Raw genomic sequence first — 16,517 nt, 5'->3', positions numbered from 1 at the left:
AAGGGCGTTATATCAGGCGGCGAGGGCCTCGGACTCGCGGGTGCGCTGTGCGGGCACGGCCGCCTCCGCGCCGAACTCCCCGGCCGGGCCGAGCGGCACGAACCGGGCACCGGCCGCGATCAGCAGCGCGAGCACCACCACGACGCCGACGCCGAACCGCAGCGAGGTCGCGTCCGCCAGGAAGCCGACCAGCACCGGGCCGAGCAGCAGGCCGCCGTAGCCCATCGCGCCGACCTGGGCGACCGCCGCGGCGGGCTGCCCGGGCGCGGTGGTCCCGGCGAGCGAGAGCGTGGTCGGCACCACGGTGCACACCACCAGGCCGGTGACGAAGAACCCGGCGATCGCGACCGGCACCGACGGCGCCGCCACCACGATCGTCATGCCGAGCGCGGTGCCGATCCCGGCGCCGGTGAGCAGCCGGCGGGTGCCGACCAGCATCCGGATCCGGTCGCCGGCGATCCGCCCGGCCAGCATCGCCAGCTGGAAGATCGGGTAGCCGAGCGCGGCGACCGCCTCGGACGCGCCGAGCTCGTCGTTCAGCAGCAGCCCGCTCCAGTCGGCGATCGAGCCCTCGGCCATGAAGGCGATGAAGGCGAGCGCGCCGATCAGGTAGACGGCGGCGGGCAGCTTGGCCCGGCGGCCGCCCGCGGTGGCGGCGGCGGCCGGCGGGTCGGCCAGGTAGGTGCGGCCGAGGGCGAGGCCGAGCGGCAGCGTGACGAGGGCGGCGGCCAGCACCGCGCCGGTGAAGCCGAGACCGGCCTTGGCGGTGGCGAAGCCGAACAGCCCGCCGCTCATCGCGCCGACGCACCAGCCGGCGTGCATGCTGCTCAGCACCGGCCGGCGGTAGGCCTGCTCCACCACGCTGGCCTGCGCGTTCATCGCGATGTCGGTGACCCCGAAGGCCATGCCGAACAGCGCCACCGCGGCCAGCAGCATCCCGTAGGACGGCGCCAGCGCGACGCCGACGGCGGTGACCGAGGCGAGCGGCAGCGCGATCCGCAGCACCGCCCGGCTGCCGAAGCGCGACATCACGGCCCGCAGCCCCTGCATCGCGACGAGCGCGCCGAGACCCCAGACGAGGACGACGATGCCGACCTCGCCCTTGTCGGTGTGGAACTTCCCGGCCAGCGCGGGCATTCGCGCCACCCACACTCCGCAGAGCAGTCCGGCCAGGACGAAGGTCAGGAACGTTCCCGTTCGCGCGCGGAACAGCATGGTTCACCTCTTTCTCGGATCGGCGGGGCCGCGGCCCCGGGGGCGGGCGCGATGGAGCGCTCCAGCCCGCACAGGCGGGGGCCGGAGCGCCGGATCGGGCCGGGTTAACGCGTCAGCAGGCTCAGCAGGCGCTGCTTGACGGCTTCGAGCTGTGCGCGGTCGTACAGCTCGGGAGCGTGGCTGACCACTTCCCACAGCCCTTCGGCGGCGAGCCGGACGACCATCGAGCCGACCGGGTCGCCCCCGGTGGGATCCTCGCCACAGGGATCCTCACCACAGGGCTCGTGCCCCTTCGGGTGGCCGTGCCAGCGGGCCATCGCCTCGTTCAGCGGGGCGGCCAGCTCGGGGTCGCCCGCGGCGGCGGTGATCGCCGACCATCGTCGGTACGCCCGCGCCTCGCCGGTGAGGATCTCGAAGGTGGCCTCGACGTAGGCCCGGTCGTAGCCGCCGGGGGTGCCGTCGTCGAAGGAGGCGATCAGCTCGTCGAACTCGGCGATGACCCGCGCCACCATGGCCGTGACCAGGGCTTCCTTGGTGGGGAAGTGGTAAAGGAGCCCGCCCTTGCTGACCCCGGCGCGGTCGGCGACCGCGGCGAGGGTGAGCGCCTGGGTCCCGTGCTCGAAGAGCAGGGACTCGGCGGCGTCGAGCAGGGCGTCCTTCTTCATGATCCCCCCACTGTACCGACCGGACGGTACAGTTGCCAACCCGGTCACGGTGTGACGTATTCCCAGGTCAGCGTCCACTTATCGGGGCGGCCCGGACCGGCCGCCGGACCGGTGCGCGGCGCGGATAATGTGGGGCGTGTGGTGACCTACCTCGACCATGCGGCGACGACCCCGATGCTCCCCGAGGCCATCGCGGCGATGACCGCCGAACTGGCCGAGCTCGGCAACCCCTCCTCGCTGCACGCCGTCGGCCGCCGGGCCCGCCGGGTGGTGGAGGAGTCCCGCGAGGTGATCGCCGAGGCGTTCGGCGCCCGGCCGAGCGAAGTGATCTTCACCTCGGGCGGCACCGAGGCCGACAACCTGGCGGTCAAGGGCCTGTACTGGGCGGCGCGCGCCGCCGACCCGGCCCGCGTCCGGGTGCTGGCGAGCGCCGTCGAGCACCACGCGGTGCTGGACGCGGTGCAGTGGCTGGCCGACCACGAGGGCGCCGCCGTCGAGTGGCTGCCGGTCGACGGGTCCGGCCGGGTCCGCCCCGAGACGCTGCGGGCCGCGATGGGCCCGGACGTGGCGCTGGTCACGGTCATGTGGGCCAACAACGAGGTCGGCACCGTCCAGCCGGTCGCCGAGCTGGCCGCCATCGCCCGCGAGCACGGCGTGCCGTTCCACACCGACGCGGTGCAGGCGGCCGCCGCGCTGCCGGTCGGGTTCACCGCGAGCGGCGCGCACGCCCTCACGCTGAGCGGCCACAAGCTCGGCGGGCCGCTCGGCGTCGGCGCGCTGCTGCTCGCCAAGGGCACCGACCCGGTCCCGGTGCTGCACGGCGGCGGCCAGGAGCGCGACGTGCGCTCGGGCACCCTGGACACCCCCGCGATCGCCGGGTTCGCCGCCGCCGTGCGGGTCTCGGCGGAGCGCCGCGCGGACGAGGCCGCCCGGCTGGCCGCGCTGCGCGACGAGCTGATCGCCGCGGTGCGGGCGGCCGTCCCGGACGCGATCTTGAACGGCGACCCCGCCGGCCGGCTGCCCGGCAACGCGCACTTCTCCTTCCCCGGCTGCGAGGGCGACGCCCTGCTGATGCTGCTGGACGCGCGCGGCATCGCCTGCTCCACCGGCTCGGCGTGCTCGGCGGGCGTGTCCCAGCCGAGCCACGTGCTGCTGGCGATGGGCGCCGATCCCGCGCGCGCGCGAGGGTCGCTGCGGTTCACCCTCGGGCACACCTCCACCGAGGCCGACGTCGCGGAGCTGGCGCAGGCCATCGGCCCCGTCGTCGAGCGTGCCCGCCGCGCCGGCCTTTCCTAGCAGGCCCGCTTTACGGGCGTTTGACCTGCTGTTGGGCGGGCACAGTGCTGCCGTCTTAGGAGGGGGCCCGATGGCGGCGAACGTGGCGAGCGGCAATGCGAAGCAGGCGGGCAAGAGGGCGGGCCGTGAGGTGGCCGGGAGCCGGTGGTTCCACTGGTTCTGCCGGGCGGGCCTGGCCGCCCGCGGCGTGATCTACCTGGTGGTCGGCTGGCTGGCCCTGCAGATCGGACTGGGCGACGGCGGCGGCGCGCAGGCCGACAAGAAGGGCGCGATGCAGGCCATCGCCGAGAAGCCCGGCGGCACCGTCCTGCTGTGGCTGGTCGTCATCGGGTTCTTCGGCCTGGCCACCTGGCGGTTCGCCGAGGCCGCCTTCGGGCAGCCGGTCGCCGACGGCCACAAGGCGACCAAGCGCCTGGCGTCCTTCGGCCGCGGCGTCTTCTACACCGCCGGTTTCATCGGGATGCTCGGATTCGTGCTCGGGCAGGGCGGCCAGTCGGGCAACGCGCAGTCCAAGAGCTTCACCGCCAAGGCGATGGCCGAACCGGGCGGGCGGTGGCTGGTGCTGGCCGTCGGCCTCGGCTTCGTCGGCTGGGGCATCGGCAACATCGTCGGCGCGGCGCGCCGCAAGTTCCTGCAGAAGCTGAACACCCACGAGATGAGCCCGCAGGTCGCCAAGGCCGTCAAGGTCGTCGGCGTGGTGGGGCGCGCCTCGCGCGGCCTGGTCTTCGGCGCCGTCGGCGTCTTCCTGGCGCACGCCGCGATCACCTTCGACCCCGGTAAGGCCAAGGGCCTGGACGCCACGCTGCGCGAGTTCGCCAAGACCCCCGCCGGGCCGTGGCTGCTGGTCGCCGTGGCGGCCGGCGTGCTGACCTTCGGCGTCTACTCCTTCTGCGAGGCGCGCTGGCGCAAGGTCGAGGCGGCCAGGTCGGCGCCCGCCGGAGCGGCTCAGAGCCGGTAGGGGGCCAGCACCCGCCAGCCCGGGTCGCTCGTCGCCGACACCTTGGCCTTGCCCTCGGGCCAGGCGGCGGCGAGCTGGTCCAGGTCGGAGATCGCCGAGGAGTCCGGGTCGGCGTACAGGTGGAAGACGCGCAGCCCGTCGCCGGTCTCGCGCACCGCCAGCACCGCGCGCTCGCCGAGCGACTCCAGCTTCTTCTCGAACTGCCGGAGCGCCTTGGCCGACGGCTCGACCGGCAGCCGGTCGGGGTTGGAGTTGGCGTAGGGCAGGGTGACCGTCACGTGCATGTCGCACAGCGGGTGGTCCTGGCGGTGCAGCGGGAACCGGACCGCCATCCGCGAGGGGTGCCCGCGCGGCGTGCGGCCCTCGCCGGTCAGCCAGGCCGGCTCCTCGAACGGCTCGGCGACCTGCTCCACCACCGCGGGCAGCATGACGGGCGGCAGCGCGTCGATCGGCGCCTCGGCGGCGATGCCGACCTCGCCGATCCAGCGGGCCACGTCGTCCTCGCCGAGGGCCCAGTCCAGGACGTGCAGGGTGACCTGCGCCTGCTGCTCCTCCGACACGAACAGGAAGTCGGGGTGGTAGGCGGTGATGTCGACCCGGGCGCGGTTCTGGTCGGCGCGCATGCCGAGCCGCACGTACTCCAGGTCGAACTCGTGGTCGCCGAGGACCAGCTCCTGCGCCAGCATCTCCGGGTCGGCCTGGCGGGCCGGGTGGAACCGCCAGTCGCCGGCCGCGCCGCGCGGCAGCGCGCGCAGCCAGCGCTCGGTGAGGCCGCGCAGCTCGGGGTCGCCGCCGCCGGTGAGGGTCAGCGTCGGCGAGCGGTCGTCGGGGCCGCCGATCTCCCACTGCAGCTCGGGGTGGATCCGGGCGACCCGCTGCGACAGCTCCTCGACCATCTCGGCCGGCAGCCCCTCGCCGGGGGCCGCGCCCTCGGCCGCGGCGAGCGCCGCCTCGATCGACGGGCGCGCCTGCGACCACCACTCCCAGAACTCGGAGATGGCCGGGAGGAGGGCGGCGGAGGAGATGTCACGAGGACGGCGAAAGATTCCCATGGCGGGTGCCATCGTACGCGTAATCGGGGGTCCGCCGCCTGCGCCCGCCGCCGCCGCGCGCAGGTCCCCGCCGCGGCGCGTAGGCTCGATGACCTATGACTCTGCGCGTACTGGCCGCCATGTCCGGCGGCGTCGACTCCGCCGTGGCCGCCGCCCGGGCCGCCGAGGCCGGGTACGACGTCACCGGCGTGCACATGGCCCTGTCCAGCAATCCCCAGTCCTACCGGACCGGCGCGCGCGGCTGCTGCACCCTGGAGGACTCCCGGGACGCGCGCCGCGCCGCCGACGTCATCGGCATCCCCTTCTACGTGTGGGACCTGGCCGAGCGCTTCCATCAGGACGTCGTCGAGGACTTCGTCAGCGAGTACGCCGCGGGCCGCACCCCGAACCCGTGCCTGCGCTGCAACGAGAAGATCAAGTTCGCGGCGCTGCTGGACCGCGCGGTCGCGCTCGGCTTCGACGCGGTCTGCACCGGCCACTACGCCCGGTGGGAGGGCGGGGTGCTGCGCCGCGCCGTCGACGAGGCCAAGGACCAGTCGTACGTGCTGGCCGTCTGCACCCCCGAGCAGCTGGCGCGGGCGCTGTTCCCGCTCGGCGACACCACCAAGGCCGGCATCCGCGCCGAGGCCGAGCGGCGCGGCCTGACCGTGGCCGACAAGCCCGACAGCCACGACATCTGCTTCATCGCCGACGGCGACACCCGGGCGTTCCTGGCCGAGCGGCTCGGCGCCGCGCCCGGCCCGATCGTCGACGCCGACGGCACCACCGTCGGCGAGCACGAGGGCGCCTACGGGTTCACCATCGGGCAGCGCAAGGGCCTGAAGCTCGGCCGCCCCGCCGCCGACGGCAAGGCCCGCTACGTGCTGGACATCTCCCCGGTGACCAACACCGTCACGGTCGGGCCGCGCGAGGCCCTGGACGTGGTGGAGATCAGCGCGGAGCGGCCCGTCTGGCTCGGCGAGGTCCCGGCGGGCGCGTTCGGCTGCCAGGTGCAGCTGCGCGCGCACGGCGAGGTGTACGACTGCACCGCCGAGGTGGACGGCGACCGGGTGCGGCTGCGGCTCGCCGAGGCGGCCCGGGGTGTGGCGGCCGGCCAGGCCGCCGTACTGTACGCGGGTGATCGGGTCCTCGGGTCGGCGACGATCGACGGGACCGTCCGCGCGTCCGCCTGACCCGTTCGGGCCGTTCTAGCAGGGAGAGCTTCGTGGAGTTCGGTGTTTCGACGTTCGTGACCGATGACGGCATCGGCCCGGCCGCCCTCGGCCGCGCCCTGGAGGAGCGGGGCTTCGGCGCGCTGTTCCTGGCCGAGCACACCCACATCCCGGTCAGCCGGGAGACGCCGTGGCCCGGCGGCGCCGAGCTGCCGCGCCACTACTACCGCACGCTCGACCCGTTCGTGGCGCTCACCGCCGCCGCGACCGTCACCGAGCGGCTGCTGGTCGGCACCGGCATCGCGCTGGTGATCCAGCGCGACCCGATCGTGCTGGCCAAGGAGGTCGCCTCCCTCGACCTGATCTCGGGCGGGCGCGCGGTCCTCGGCATCGGCGCCGGGTGGAACCGCGAGGAGATGCGCAACCACGGCACCGAGCCGAAGACGCGGATGCGGCTGCTGCGCGAGCGGGTGCTGGCGATGAAGGAGCTGTGGACCGAGGACGAGGCCGAGTTCCACGGCGAGTTCGTCGACTTCGACCCGGTGTTCTCCTACCCCAAGCCCGTCCAGGACCCGCACCCGCCGGTGCTGGTCGGCGGCTCGGGGCCGACCACCTTCGACCGGGTGGTGGAGTTCGGCGACGGCTGGATGCCGATCCTCGGCCGCGGCACCGAAGATCTGGGCGGGCAGATCGCCGCGCTGCGCGAGCGGGCCGGGCGGCGCGTCCCGGTGACGGTGTTCGGCGTCACGCCGAAGGCGCAGATCGTCGCCGACATGGAGGCGGCCGGCGCCGACCGGGTCCTGTTCAACCTGCCCACCGAACCCGAGGCCGCGACGCTGGCCCGGCTGGACGAGATGGCGAAGCTGCTGTGACCGACTACCCCTGGGGCCCCGGGACCGCGACCGGCGTCGGGTCCTGGCCCGGCGACGACCCGGCCGAGGCGCTGCGGACCGCCCTCGGCGAGGTGCCCGAGCTGCCGTACCTGCCCGAGCTGCCCGCGCGCGGCGTCGGCGCCGACCTGGTCGGGCGCGGCGCCGGGCTGCTGGTCGAGCTGCCGGTGCGGGTCGAGCCGTCGGGCTGGCGGTTCAGTGACCGGCCCGGCCGCGACACCCAGCGGGCGCTGGACCACCTGGCCCGCGACCTGGACGTGCTGGAGGAGCTGGCCGGCGGCCACGACGGCCCGTTCAAGATCCAGGTGACCGGGCCGTGGACGCTGGCCTCGGCCATCGAGCTGCGCAACGGTCAGCGGGCGCTGAAGGACCCCGGTGCCGTCCGCGACCTCACCGCCTCGCTCGCCGAGGGCGTCGCCCGGCACGTCGCCGACGTGCGGCGGCGGCTCCCGCGCGCGACGCTGCTGTTGCAGCTCGACGAGCCGGCGCTGCCCGCCGTCCTCGCCGGGACGATCCCGACCGCCAGCGGCTTCTCCCGGCTGCGCGCCGTGGAGGAGCCGATCGCCGAGGACGCGCTCCGGCAGGTCATCGAGAAGGCCGGCGAGGTGTTCCCGCTGGTGCACTGCTGCGCGTCGCGCGTCCCGTTCGGGCTGCTGCGCGGCGCGGGCGCCAAGGCGGTCTCGGTGGACCTGTCCCTGGTGCCGAAGCGCGACGACGACGCGGTGGGGGAGACCATCGACGCCGGCGTCGGGCTGTTCCTCGGCGCCGTGCCGGGGACGGACAAGGGGCTGCCGTCGCTGCAGGCGACCGGCGCGCCCGTCCGGGACCTGTGGCGGCGGCTGGGGTTCCGGCCCGAGCAGCTGGCGCGCCAGGTCGTGATCACACCGGCATGCGGGCTGGCGGGCGCGTCGCCCCGCTACGCGCGCGCCGCGCTGAAGCGCTGCCGCGACACCGCGCGGATGCTGCACGAGGCCGCCGAATAGCCCCGCGCCGCATCCGCCGGAATGTCGGTGGGACCGGCCAGAATGGGGACCATGACCTCACTCGATGATGTCCCCACGGAGGCGGCCGCGCGGCACGCGGAGCTCGCCGAGCGGCTCGACGAGGCCGGTTACCGGTACTACGTGCTCGACCAGCCGACGCTGAGCGACGCCGAGTACGACGGCATGATGCGCGAGATCCAGGGGCTGGAGGCCGAGTACCCCGGGCTCGTCACGCCCGACTCGCCGACGCAGAAGGTCGGCGCGCCGATCACCACCGACTTCGCGACGGTGGCGCACCTGGAGCGGATGCAGAGCCTGGACAACGCGATGAGCGCCGACCAGCTGCTGGCCTGGGACGAGCGCGTCGTCAAGGAGGTCGGCGAGGTCGCGGGCTACCTGTGCGAGCTGAAGATCGACGGTCTGGCCATCGCGCTGGTCTACGAGCACGGCCGCCTGGTGCGCGGGGTGACCCGCGGCGACGGGCGCACCGGCGAGGACGTCACCAACAACGTGCGCACCATCGGCAACATCCCGGACCGGCTCGCCGGTGGCGGCTGGCCGGACGTGCTGGAGGTCCGCGGCGAGGTCTTCCTGCCCGTCGAGGGGTTCGAGAAGGTCAACGAGGCTCGGGCCGAGGCGGGCCTGGCGCTGTTCGCCAACCCGCGCAACGCCGCCGCCGGGTCGCTGCGCCAGAAGGACCCGCGGGTCTCCGCGCAGCGCCCGCTCGGCATGCTGGTGCACGGGTTCGGCGCCTGGCAGGGCGGCGACCAGCCGGAAAGCCAGTCCGGGGCGTACGAGCTGATGCGCGGCTGGGGGCTGCCGGTCAGCGACCGGTACCAGGTCGTCGGCGGGCTGGACGCCGTCCGCGAGTACATCGAGTACTACGGCGAGCACCGGCACGACCCCGACTACGAGATCGACGGCGTGGTCGTCAAGGTCGACCAGTTTCCGCTGCAGCGCCGCCTCGGCTCCACCTCCCGCGCCCCGCGCTGGGCGATCGCGTGGAAGTACCCGCCGCAGGAGGTCAACACCAAGCTGATCGACATCAAGGTCGGCGTCGGCCGCACCGGGCGGATCACCCCCTATGGCGTGATGGAGCCGGTCAAGGTCGCAGACTCCGTGGTCGCCTACGCCACTTTGCACAACGCCTCCGAGGTGAAGCGCAAGGGCGTGCTGATCGGCGACACCGTGGTGCTGCGCAAGGCGGGCGACGTGATCCCCGAGATCGTCGCGCCCGTCACCGACCTGCGCGACGGCTCCGAGCGCGAGTTCGTCATGCCCGAGCGGTGCCCCGAGTGCGGCACCGTGCTGGCCTACGAGAAGGAGGGCGACGCCGACATCCGCTGCCCGAACGCCGAGAAGTGCCCGGCGCAGCTGCGCGAGCGGCTGTACTTCCTGGCCAGCCGCAAGGCCCTGGACATCGAGGCGCTCGGCTACGTGGCGGCGACCGCGCTGACCCAGCCGCTGGAGCCGGCCGAGCCGCCGGTCCGCACCGAGGGCGACCTGTTCGACCTGACCGTGGAGCGGCTGCTGCCGATCCGCACGCTGGTGCGCGACCAGCGCACCGGCATGCCCAAGATCGACGACAAGACCGGCGAGGAGAAGGTCGTCACCTTCTTCGCCAACGCCGAGGGCGAGCCGAAGAAGACCGTCGAGATCCTGTTCGAGGAGCTGGAGAAGGCCAAGAAGCAGCCGCTGTGGCGGGTGCTGGTGGCCCTGTCGATCCGGCACGTCGGGCCGAGCGCGGCGCAGGACCTGGCCCGGGAGATGGGCTCGATCCGGGCGATCCGCGACGCCACCGAGGAGGAGTTGGCCGCGGTGGACGGGGTCGGCCCCACCATCGCCGCCTCGATCAAGCGCTGGTTCGAGGTGGAGTGGCATCGGGAGATCGTCGACAGGTGGGCGGCGGCCGGGGTGCGGATGGCCGACGAGGGCGCGGGCGGGCCGCGGCCGCTGGAGGGCGTCTCGGTGGTGATCACCGGGGCGATGGAGGGCTACAGCCGCGACTCGGCGACCGAGGCGGTGCAGGCGCGCGGTGGCAAGGTGTCCGGCTCGGTGTCCAAGAAGACCGGGTTCGTGGTGGTCGGCGACAGCCCCGGCTCCAAGTACGACAAGGCGGTCAAGCTGGGCGTACCGATCCTGGACGAGGCCGGGTTCGCCGTGCTGCTCGCGGAGGGGCCGGATGCGGCCAAAAATGTAACCCTCAGCGCGGACGAATGACCGACTGTGCTCACAACGCCGCCCACCAGCGTAAAGTCACCCAAAGGTAGCACGCCACTACTCAGAGGCGGCATGATGGTTGAGATGGGGCATAACGGAACGTGCGCAATCGGTTCCGCGAAGTGCCGTAAAGGTCGTACCCTCCCTGTCATCACAGGTCCCCCGAACCCCTCGAGATGGTGATGAAGGACCCGAACAACACGCGGAACACGCTGCCGCGCCGGGGCTCGCCACTGTGGATCTACCTCGCGGTGGTCACCCTGCTCGGCCTCGCCGCCTGCGGCGCCGCGGTGGCCTCGCTGACCGGGACGCAGGCGCACGCCCTGCTGCGCGGGCCGGCCTTCTGGATCCTGGCCTGCCTCATCGTGTTCGGGGAACTGCGGCCGATCATCACGCCCGGCGCCAACGAGAACAGCGGGGCCAGCACCTCCACCACGTTCTCGTTCGCCGCGCTGCTGTACGCCGGGCTGCCGGTCGCCGCGCTGCTGCGCGCCGCCGGGATCGTCGCCTGCGGGGTGCTGTGGGGCCGCTCGCCGCACCGCATCGCCTTCAACGTCGCCCAGTACACCCTCAGCCTCGGCGCCGCCCAGCTGGTGCTGATGGCGTTCGGGGTGCACGCCTCACCGACCCGCCTGTGGGTGCCCGACGGCGGCGACCTGCCCGCGGTCGCGCTCGCCGGCGCCGCCTACTTCCTCTGCAACGACCTGCTGGTCGCCGCCGCGGTCGCGCTGCACGAGCGCATCTCGCTGCTGCGCACGATGCGCTGGGACCTGGCCTACCAGGTGCTGGTGCACCTGGCGCTGCTCGGCCTGGCCCCGCTGATCGTCGTCGCGATGGCCCGCTCCGCGGCGTTCCTGCCGCTGATCGTGCTGCCGTTCGTCGCGGTCTACCTCAACGCCTCGGTCTCGGTGCGGCGCGAGCACCAGGCCCTGCACGACGGGCTGACCGGGCTGCCCAACCGCAAGATGCTGATCGGGCGCACCGAGGAGGCGCTGGCGCAGGTGCGCGGCGTCGGCCGGCGCGGCGCCGCGCCGCCCCGGGCGGGACTGTTCCTGCTCGATCTGGACCGCTTCAAAGAGGTCAACGACACCCTCGGCCACCACACCGGCGACCGGCTGCTGCAGCTGGTCGCGCACCGGCTGACGCACAGCGTGCGCCCCGGCGACCTGGTCGCCCGGCTCGGCGGCGACGAGTTCGCGGTGCTGCTGCCGACCGTCCGCGACGAGGCCGCCGCCCGCGAGGTCGCCGCCCGGCTGCGCGCCGCGCTCAGCGAGCCCGTCCGGCTGGACGGCATGACCTTCGACCTGGAGGGCAGCGTCGGCATCGCGCTGTTCCCCGACCACGCGCCCGACTTCGAGCTGCTGCTGCAGCGCGCCGACGTGGCGATGTACAACGCCAAGGAGTCGCGCGCCGGCGTCGAGGTCTACTCGCCCGCCCGCGACCGCAACTCCCCGGCCCGCCTCGGCATGCTCGGCGACCTGCGCCGCGCCGTCGACCGCGGCGAGCTGGAGCTGTTCTACCAGCCCAAGATCTCCCTGCACGACGGCCAGCTGGTCGGCATGGAGGCGCTGCTGCGCTGGCGCCACCCCGACCGGGGCGTGCTGGAACCCGGCGCCTTCCTCGCCGCCGCCGAGCAGACCTACCTGATGCGCTCGATCACCCATCACGTGGTGAACGCGGCGCTGGCGCAGGCGTCGGCGTGGTGGCGCGAGGACCTGGCCGTCCAGGTCGCGGCGAACGTGTCGGGCCGCGACCTGCTGGACGCCGGGCTCACCGAGACGATCGAGACGGGGCTGCGCGCGCACGGCCTGCCCGCCGCCGCGCTGCAGCTGGAGATCACCGAGCGCATCCTGATGAACGAGCCGGCCTACGCCTCCGAGACCGTCGGCGCGCTCGCCGAACTCGGCATCCCGCTCAGCCTGGACGACTTCGGCACCGGCTACTCCTCGCTGGTGCGGCTGAAGCGGCTGCCGGTGGAGGAGATCAAGATCGACTCATCGTTCGTGCAGCGGCTCACCCGCTCGCCCGACGACGCGGTGATCGTCCGCTCGGTCGTGGAGCTGGTGCGCACCCTCGGCCTGCGCTCGGTCGCCGAGGGCGTGGAGGACGCCGCCACCGCCCGGCTGCTGCGCGAGATGGGCTGCGACGCCGCGCAGGGCTGGCACTTCGGCCGCCCGATGGACGCCGCCACCGCCACCGACTGGCTGCGCCGCCGGATGGAGCGGGCCCCCGAGCCCGCCGCCTGACCGCGGGGATCACCCGGGGATCAGTAGCCGCGGCGCTCGGGCGGCACCTCGCCGTAGTAGCGCTCCTCGCGGACGCCGGTGGCGGGCGGCACGGTCCGGCGGCGCGCGGAGGCGATCCGCACCACGCCGATGACCAGGCCGATCAGGCCGCCGACGATCAGGATGAGACCGACCAGCTTGATGTCGATCCCGCTCAGCTCGAATTCGACCGCGTAGGCCAGGATCGCGCCGATGATGATCAATGCGATGCTCGCGCCGATGGTCACGGCGTTCCCCTCTCGTGGTGTGAGCACATACGAGGAGATCTGTTCCCTCCAGCGCCATCTGAAACGGATCCGGGCGCGATCACGGTCCGCCGCGCCGGATCCGCCCTGGGTAAACCGGTCGGGCGGGGTGGGCCCGGGCCCCTAGGATGGCGGGAAACCCAACTCGCGATCGCAGAAACGGTTTCCCTATGTCCGCCATCACCCGCGACGAGGTCGTGCACCTCGCCCGGCTGTCCCGGCTGGCGCTCGGCGACGATGAGCTCGATCATCTCGCGGCCCAGCTCGACCAGATCATTTCCGCGGTCGCGCGGGTGCAGGAGGTCGCCGCGGAGGACATCCCGCCGACCTCGCACGCGCTCCCGCTGACCAACGTCTACCGGCCCGACGAGGTCCGCCCCTCGCTCACCCCGGAGCAGGCCCTGGCGGGCGCCCCGGCCGCCGAGGACCAGCGCTTCCGGGTGCCGCGGATCCTGGACGAGGAGGCCTGAGATGAGCGAACTGGTCAAGAAGACCGCCGCCGAGCTGGGGTCCCTCATCGCCTCGGGTGAGACGTCCGCCGCCGAGGTCGCGCGGGCGCACCTGGACCGGGTCGCCGCCGTCGACGGCGACGTGCGGGCGTTCCTGCACGTCGACGGCGAGACGGTGCTGGCGCAGGCCCGCAAGGTGGACGAGCGCCGCGCCGCCGGGGAGGAGCTCGGCCCGCTGGCCGGCGTCCCCATCGCGCACAAGGACGTGTTCACCACCACCGACATGCCGACCACCGCCGGATCCAGGATCCTGGAGGGGTGGCGGCCGCCCTACGACGCGACCATCACCGCCCGGCTGCGCAAGGCCGGCCTGGTCATCCTCGGCAAGACCAACATGGACGAGTTCGCGATGGGCTCCTCCACCGAGAACAGCGCCTACCACCCCACGCACAACCCCTGGGACCTGTCCCGGATCCCCGGCGGCTCGTCCGGCGGCTCGTCGGCCGCGGTCGCCGCCTACGAGGCGCCGCTGGCCACCGGCACCGACACCGGCGGCTCCATCCGGCAGCCCGCCGCCGTCACCGGCATCGTCGGCGCCAAGCCCACCTACGGCGGCTCCACCCGCTACGGGATCATCGCGTTCGCCTCCAGCCTGGACACCCCGGGCCCGTTCGCCCGCAACGTGCTGGACGCGGCGCTGCTGCACGAGGCGTTCAGCGGCCACGACCCGATGGACTCCACCTCCATCGACAAGCCGGTCCCGCCGGTGGTCGAGGCGGCCCGCCGCGCCGACGTGGCCGGGCTGCGCGTCGGCGTGGTCAAGGAGTTCGCCGGCGACGGCTACCAGCCGGGCGTGACGGCCCGCTTCAACGAGGCCGTCGAGCTGCTGGAGTCCCTCGGCGCCAAGGTCGTCGAGGTGTCCTGCCCGAACTTCTCCTACGCGCTGCCGGCGTACTACCTGATCGCGCCGTCGGAGTGCTCGTCCAACCTGGCCCGCTTCGACGCCATGCGCTTCGGGCTGCGGGTCGGCGACGACGGCGGCCGCAGCGCCGAGGAGGTGATGGCCCTCACCCGCGCCGAGGGCTTCGGCCCCGAGGTCAAGCGCCGCATCATGCTCGGCACCTACGCGTTGTCGTCGGGCTACTACGACGCCTACTACGGCAAGGCGCAGCAGGTCCGCACGCTGATCGCGCGCGACTTCGACGCCGCGTTCGGGCAGGTCGACGTGCTGGTCTCGCCGACCACCCCGACCACCGCCTTCCCGATCGGCGAGCGCGCCGACGACCCGATGGCGATGTACCTGGCCGACCTGTGCACGATCCCGGCCAACCTGGCGGGCAACGCGGCCATCTCGGTGCCGTGCGGCCTGGCCGACGAGGACGGCCTGCCGGTCGGCCTGCAGATCATGGCCCCGGTGCTCGGCGACGACCGCGTCTACCGCGTCGGCGCCGCAGTCGAGCGGGCCCTGGAAGACCGCTGGGGCGGCCCGCTGCTGGGCAAGGCCCCCGAGCTCGCGGAGGCGGCCAAGTGAGCACCCCGACCGTGATGAAGTTCGACGAGGCGCTGGCGAAGTTCGAGCCGGTCCTCGGCATCGAGACCCACATCGAGCTCGGCACCGCGTCCAAGATGTTCTGCGGCTGCGCGACCGGGTTCGGCGCCGAACCGAACACCCAGGTGTGCCCGGTCTGCCTCGGCCTGCCCGGCTCGCTGCCGGTCACCAACCACGCGGCCATCGAGGGCATCATCAAGATCGGCCTCGCGCTGAACTGCGAGATCGTGGAGTGGTGCCGGTTCGCCCGGAAGAACTACTTCTATCCGGACATGCCGAAGAACTATCAGATCTCCCAGTACGACGAGCCGCTCTGCGTCGACGGCCACCTGGAGGTCGAGGTCGAGGGCGAGACGTACCGGATCGAGATCGAGCGCGTCCACATGGAGGAGGACACCGGCAAGTCGCTGCACGTCGGCGGCGCCACCGGCCGCATCCAGGGCGCGCTGCACTCGCTGGTCGACTACAACCGGGCCGGCATCCCGCTGGTGGAGATCGTCACCAAGCCGATCACCGCCACCGAGGACAAGGCCCCGCTGGTCGCCCGCGCCTACGCCACCGAGCTGCGCGAGCTGGTGCGCTCCCTCGGCGTCTCGGACGTGCGGATGGAGCAGGGCTCGATGCGCTGCGACGTCAACGTCTCGCTGATGCCGCGCGGCGCCTCGGAGTGGGGCACCCGCACCGAGACCAAGAACGTCAACTCGCTGCGCTCGGTCGAGCGCGCGGTCCGCTCGGAGATCGAGCGGCAGGCGGCCGTGCTGGACGCCGGCGGCACGATCGTCCAGGAGACCCGGCACTTCCACGAGGACTCCGGCACCACCACCAGCGGCCGCAGCAAGGAAGAGGCGCAGGACTACCGCTACTTCCCCGAGCCGGACCTGGTGCCGATGGCGCCGTCGCGCGCGTGGGTCGAGGAGCTGCGGGCCACCCTGCCCGAGCTGCCGGCCGCCCGCCGCCGCCGCGTCCAGGGCGAGTGGGGCCTGTCGGACCTGGAGCTGCGCGACGTCGTCAACGCCGGCGCCGTGGACCTCATCGAGGACACCGTCAAGGCCGGCGCGGACGCCGCCACGGCCCGCAAGTGGTGGATGAACGAGCTGTCGCGCCGCGCCACCGAGCAGGGCGTGGAGCTGGCCGAGCTGGCGATCACGCCCGCGCAGGTCGCCCGCATCCAGGCGATGGTGGACGCCGGGGAGCTGAACGACAAGCTCGCCCGCCAGGTGTTCGAGGGCGTCCTCGCCGGCGAGGGCGCCCCGGACGAGGTCGTCGCCGCCCGCGGCCTGAAGGTCGTCAGCGACGAGGGCGCCCTCTCGGCGATCATCGACCAGGTGATCGCCGACAACGCCGCGGTCGCCGACAAGGTCCGCTCCGGCAAGGTCGCCGCCGCCGGCGCCCTGGTCGGCGCCGTCATGAAGGCCAGCCGCGGCCAGGCCGACGCCGGCCGCGCCCGCGAGCTGATCCTGGAGAAGCTCGGCGCCTCCTGACGCCCGCACCGCACCGCGCCGCCCGCCGTCCCTGGACGGCGGGCGGCGCTGTCGGAGGGTGGTTTGTTAGGGTCCGTG

Annotated in this window: 14 protein-coding genes; 10 read left to right on the top strand and 4 right to left on the bottom strand. The window is 73.5% G+C overall.

Annotated elements, in window-relative coordinates; all coding sequences use genetic code 11:
• Positions 1-12 precede the first annotated feature (12 nt).
• Positions 13-1,215 carry an MFS transporter gene (locus ACRB68_RS05965; RefSeq protein WP_153531159.1) on the bottom strand — a complete coding sequence of 401 codons (1,203 nt, stop codon included), beginning with the start codon at positions 1,213-1,215 and terminating at the stop codon, positions 13-15.
• 104 nt (positions 1,216-1,319) lie between these two features.
• The gene (locus ACRB68_RS05960) at positions 1,320-1,880 is read right to left on the bottom strand and encodes a TetR/AcrR family transcriptional regulator (RefSeq protein WP_153531158.1); all 561 of its coding nucleotides are present in this window, start codon (positions 1,878-1,880) and stop codon (positions 1,320-1,322) included.
• Between the two features lie 141 nt (positions 1,881-2,021).
• Here ACRB68_RS05960 and ACRB68_RS05955 point away from each other — a divergent pair, with 141 nt between their 5' ends.
• Positions 2,022-3,176 carry a cysteine desulfurase family protein gene (locus tag ACRB68_RS05955; RefSeq protein WP_328594074.1) on the top strand — a complete coding sequence of 385 codons (1,155 nt, stop codon included), beginning with the start codon at positions 2,022-2,024 and terminating at the stop codon, positions 3,174-3,176.
• 70 nt (positions 3,177-3,246) lie between these two features.
• Positions 3,247-4,134, top strand: coding sequence for a DUF1206 domain-containing protein (locus tag ACRB68_RS05950; protein ID WP_153531157.1), 888 nt, complete (start codon positions 3,247-3,249; stop codon positions 4,132-4,134).
• Here ACRB68_RS05950 and ACRB68_RS05945 read toward each other — a convergent pair.
• Positions 4,122-5,186, bottom strand: coding sequence for a DUF695 domain-containing protein (locus ACRB68_RS05945; RefSeq protein ID WP_235958750.1), 1,065 nt, complete (start codon positions 5,184-5,186; stop codon positions 4,122-4,124). The genes ACRB68_RS05950 and ACRB68_RS05945 overlap by 13 nt on opposite strands.
• Positions 5,187-5,281: 95 nt before the next feature.
• Between ACRB68_RS05945 and mnmA the strand changes: the two genes are divergently transcribed.
• The 5 genes from mnmA (at position 5,282) to ACRB68_RS05920 (ending at position 12,676) form a co-directional block, all read left to right on the top strand.
• Entirely contained in the window at positions 5,282-6,358 is a 1,077-nt protein-coding gene (mnmA, locus tag ACRB68_RS05940) for a tRNA 2-thiouridine(34) synthase MnmA (RefSeq protein WP_153531155.1), read from the top strand.
• A gap of 32 nt (positions 6,359-6,390) precedes the next feature.
• Positions 6,391-7,209: an LLM class F420-dependent oxidoreductase gene (locus ACRB68_RS05935; RefSeq protein WP_328593814.1), complete on the top strand. Its 819-nt coding sequence runs from the start codon at positions 6,391-6,393 to the stop codon at positions 7,207-7,209.
• Positions 7,206-8,210 carry a methionine synthase gene (locus ACRB68_RS05930; RefSeq protein ID WP_328593813.1) on the top strand — a complete coding sequence of 335 codons (1,005 nt, stop codon included), beginning with the start codon at positions 7,206-7,208 and terminating at the stop codon, positions 8,208-8,210. The genes ACRB68_RS05935 and ACRB68_RS05930 overlap by 4 nt, the downstream gene beginning before the upstream one ends.
• 51 nt (positions 8,211-8,261) lie before the next feature.
• Positions 8,262-10,430, top strand: a complete 2,169-nt coding sequence (gene ligA, locus ACRB68_RS05925) for an NAD-dependent DNA ligase LigA (RefSeq protein ID WP_153531153.1) — start codon at positions 8,262-8,264, stop codon at positions 10,428-10,430.
• A 182-nt stretch (positions 10,431-10,612) separates the two neighbouring features.
• Positions 10,613-12,676, top strand: a complete 2,064-nt coding sequence (locus ACRB68_RS05920) for a putative bifunctional diguanylate cyclase/phosphodiesterase (RefSeq protein ID WP_407924276.1) — start codon at positions 10,613-10,615, stop codon at positions 12,674-12,676.
• A gap of 20 nt (positions 12,677-12,696) precedes the next feature.
• Here ACRB68_RS05920 and ACRB68_RS05915 read toward each other — a convergent pair whose 3' ends face one another.
• Complete coding sequence (locus tag ACRB68_RS05915; RefSeq protein ID WP_328593812.1) at positions 12,697-12,942, bottom strand: DUF6458 family protein; 246 nt, start codon at positions 12,940-12,942, stop codon at positions 12,697-12,699.
• Between the two features lie 188 nt (positions 12,943-13,130).
• On the opposite strand from ACRB68_RS05915, the gene gatC reads away from it, so the two are divergent.
• The 3 genes from gatC to gatB are packed head-to-tail and all read left to right on the top strand — an operon-like array spanning position 13,131 to position 16,439.
• Positions 13,131-13,430, top strand: coding sequence for an Asp-tRNA(Asn)/Glu-tRNA(Gln) amidotransferase subunit GatC (gene gatC / locus ACRB68_RS05910; protein ID WP_153531151.1), 300 nt, complete (start codon positions 13,131-13,133; stop codon positions 13,428-13,430).
• Position 13,431: 1 nt separating this feature from the next.
• Positions 13,432-14,940 carry an Asp-tRNA(Asn)/Glu-tRNA(Gln) amidotransferase subunit GatA gene (gene gatA, locus ACRB68_RS05905; protein ID WP_153531150.1) on the top strand — a complete coding sequence of 503 codons (1,509 nt, stop codon included), beginning with the start codon at positions 13,432-13,434 and terminating at the stop codon, positions 14,938-14,940.
• Between the two features lie 14 nt (positions 14,941-14,954).
• Positions 14,955-16,439, top strand: a complete 1,485-nt coding sequence (gene gatB, locus ACRB68_RS05900; protein ID WP_153532335.1) for an Asp-tRNA(Asn)/Glu-tRNA(Gln) amidotransferase subunit GatB — start codon at positions 14,955-14,957, stop codon at positions 16,437-16,439.
• Positions 16,440-16,517 lie beyond the last annotated feature (78 nt).

Source organism: Actinomadura macrotermitis (assembly GCF_009604375.1).
GTDB classification, from domain to species: domain Bacteria; phylum Actinomycetota; class Actinomycetes; order Streptosporangiales; family Streptosporangiaceae; genus Spirillospora; species Spirillospora macrotermitis.
This window is presented reverse-complemented; position numbering and strand designations above follow the sequence as displayed.

Excerpts from the sequence above, each read along its gene's own strand:
- ACRB68_RS05965 (WP_153531159.1), bottom strand. The coding sequence starts at position 1,215 with ATGCTGTTCCGCGCGCGAACGGGAACGTTCCTGACCTTCGTCCTGGCC.
- ACRB68_RS05960 (WP_153531158.1), bottom strand. The coding sequence starts at position 1,880 with ATGAAGAAGGACGCCCTGCTCGACGCCGCCGAGTCCCTGCTCTTCGAG.
- ACRB68_RS05950 (WP_153531157.1), top strand. The coding sequence starts at position 3,247 with ATGGCGGCGAACGTGGCGAGCGGCAATGCGAAGCAGGCGGGCAAGAGG.
- ACRB68_RS05945 (WP_235958750.1), bottom strand. The coding sequence starts at position 5,186 with ATGGGAATCTTTCGCCGTCCTCGTGACATCTCCTCCGCCGCCCTCCTC.
- mnmA (WP_153531155.1), top strand. The coding sequence starts at position 5,282 with ATGACTCTGCGCGTACTGGCCGCCATGTCCGGCGGCGTCGACTCCGCC.
- ligA (WP_153531153.1), top strand. The coding sequence starts at position 8,262 with ATGACCTCACTCGATGATGTCCCCACGGAGGCGGCCGCGCGGCACGCG.
- ACRB68_RS05920 (WP_407924276.1), top strand. The coding sequence starts at position 10,613 with ATGAAGGACCCGAACAACACGCGGAACACGCTGCCGCGCCGGGGCTCG.
- gatC (WP_153531151.1), top strand. The coding sequence starts at position 13,131 with ATGTCCGCCATCACCCGCGACGAGGTCGTGCACCTCGCCCGGCTGTCC.
- gatA (WP_153531150.1), top strand. The coding sequence starts at position 13,432 with ATGAGCGAACTGGTCAAGAAGACCGCCGCCGAGCTGGGGTCCCTCATC.
- gatB (WP_153532335.1), top strand. The coding sequence starts at position 14,955 with ATGAAGTTCGACGAGGCGCTGGCGAAGTTCGAGCCGGTCCTCGGCATC.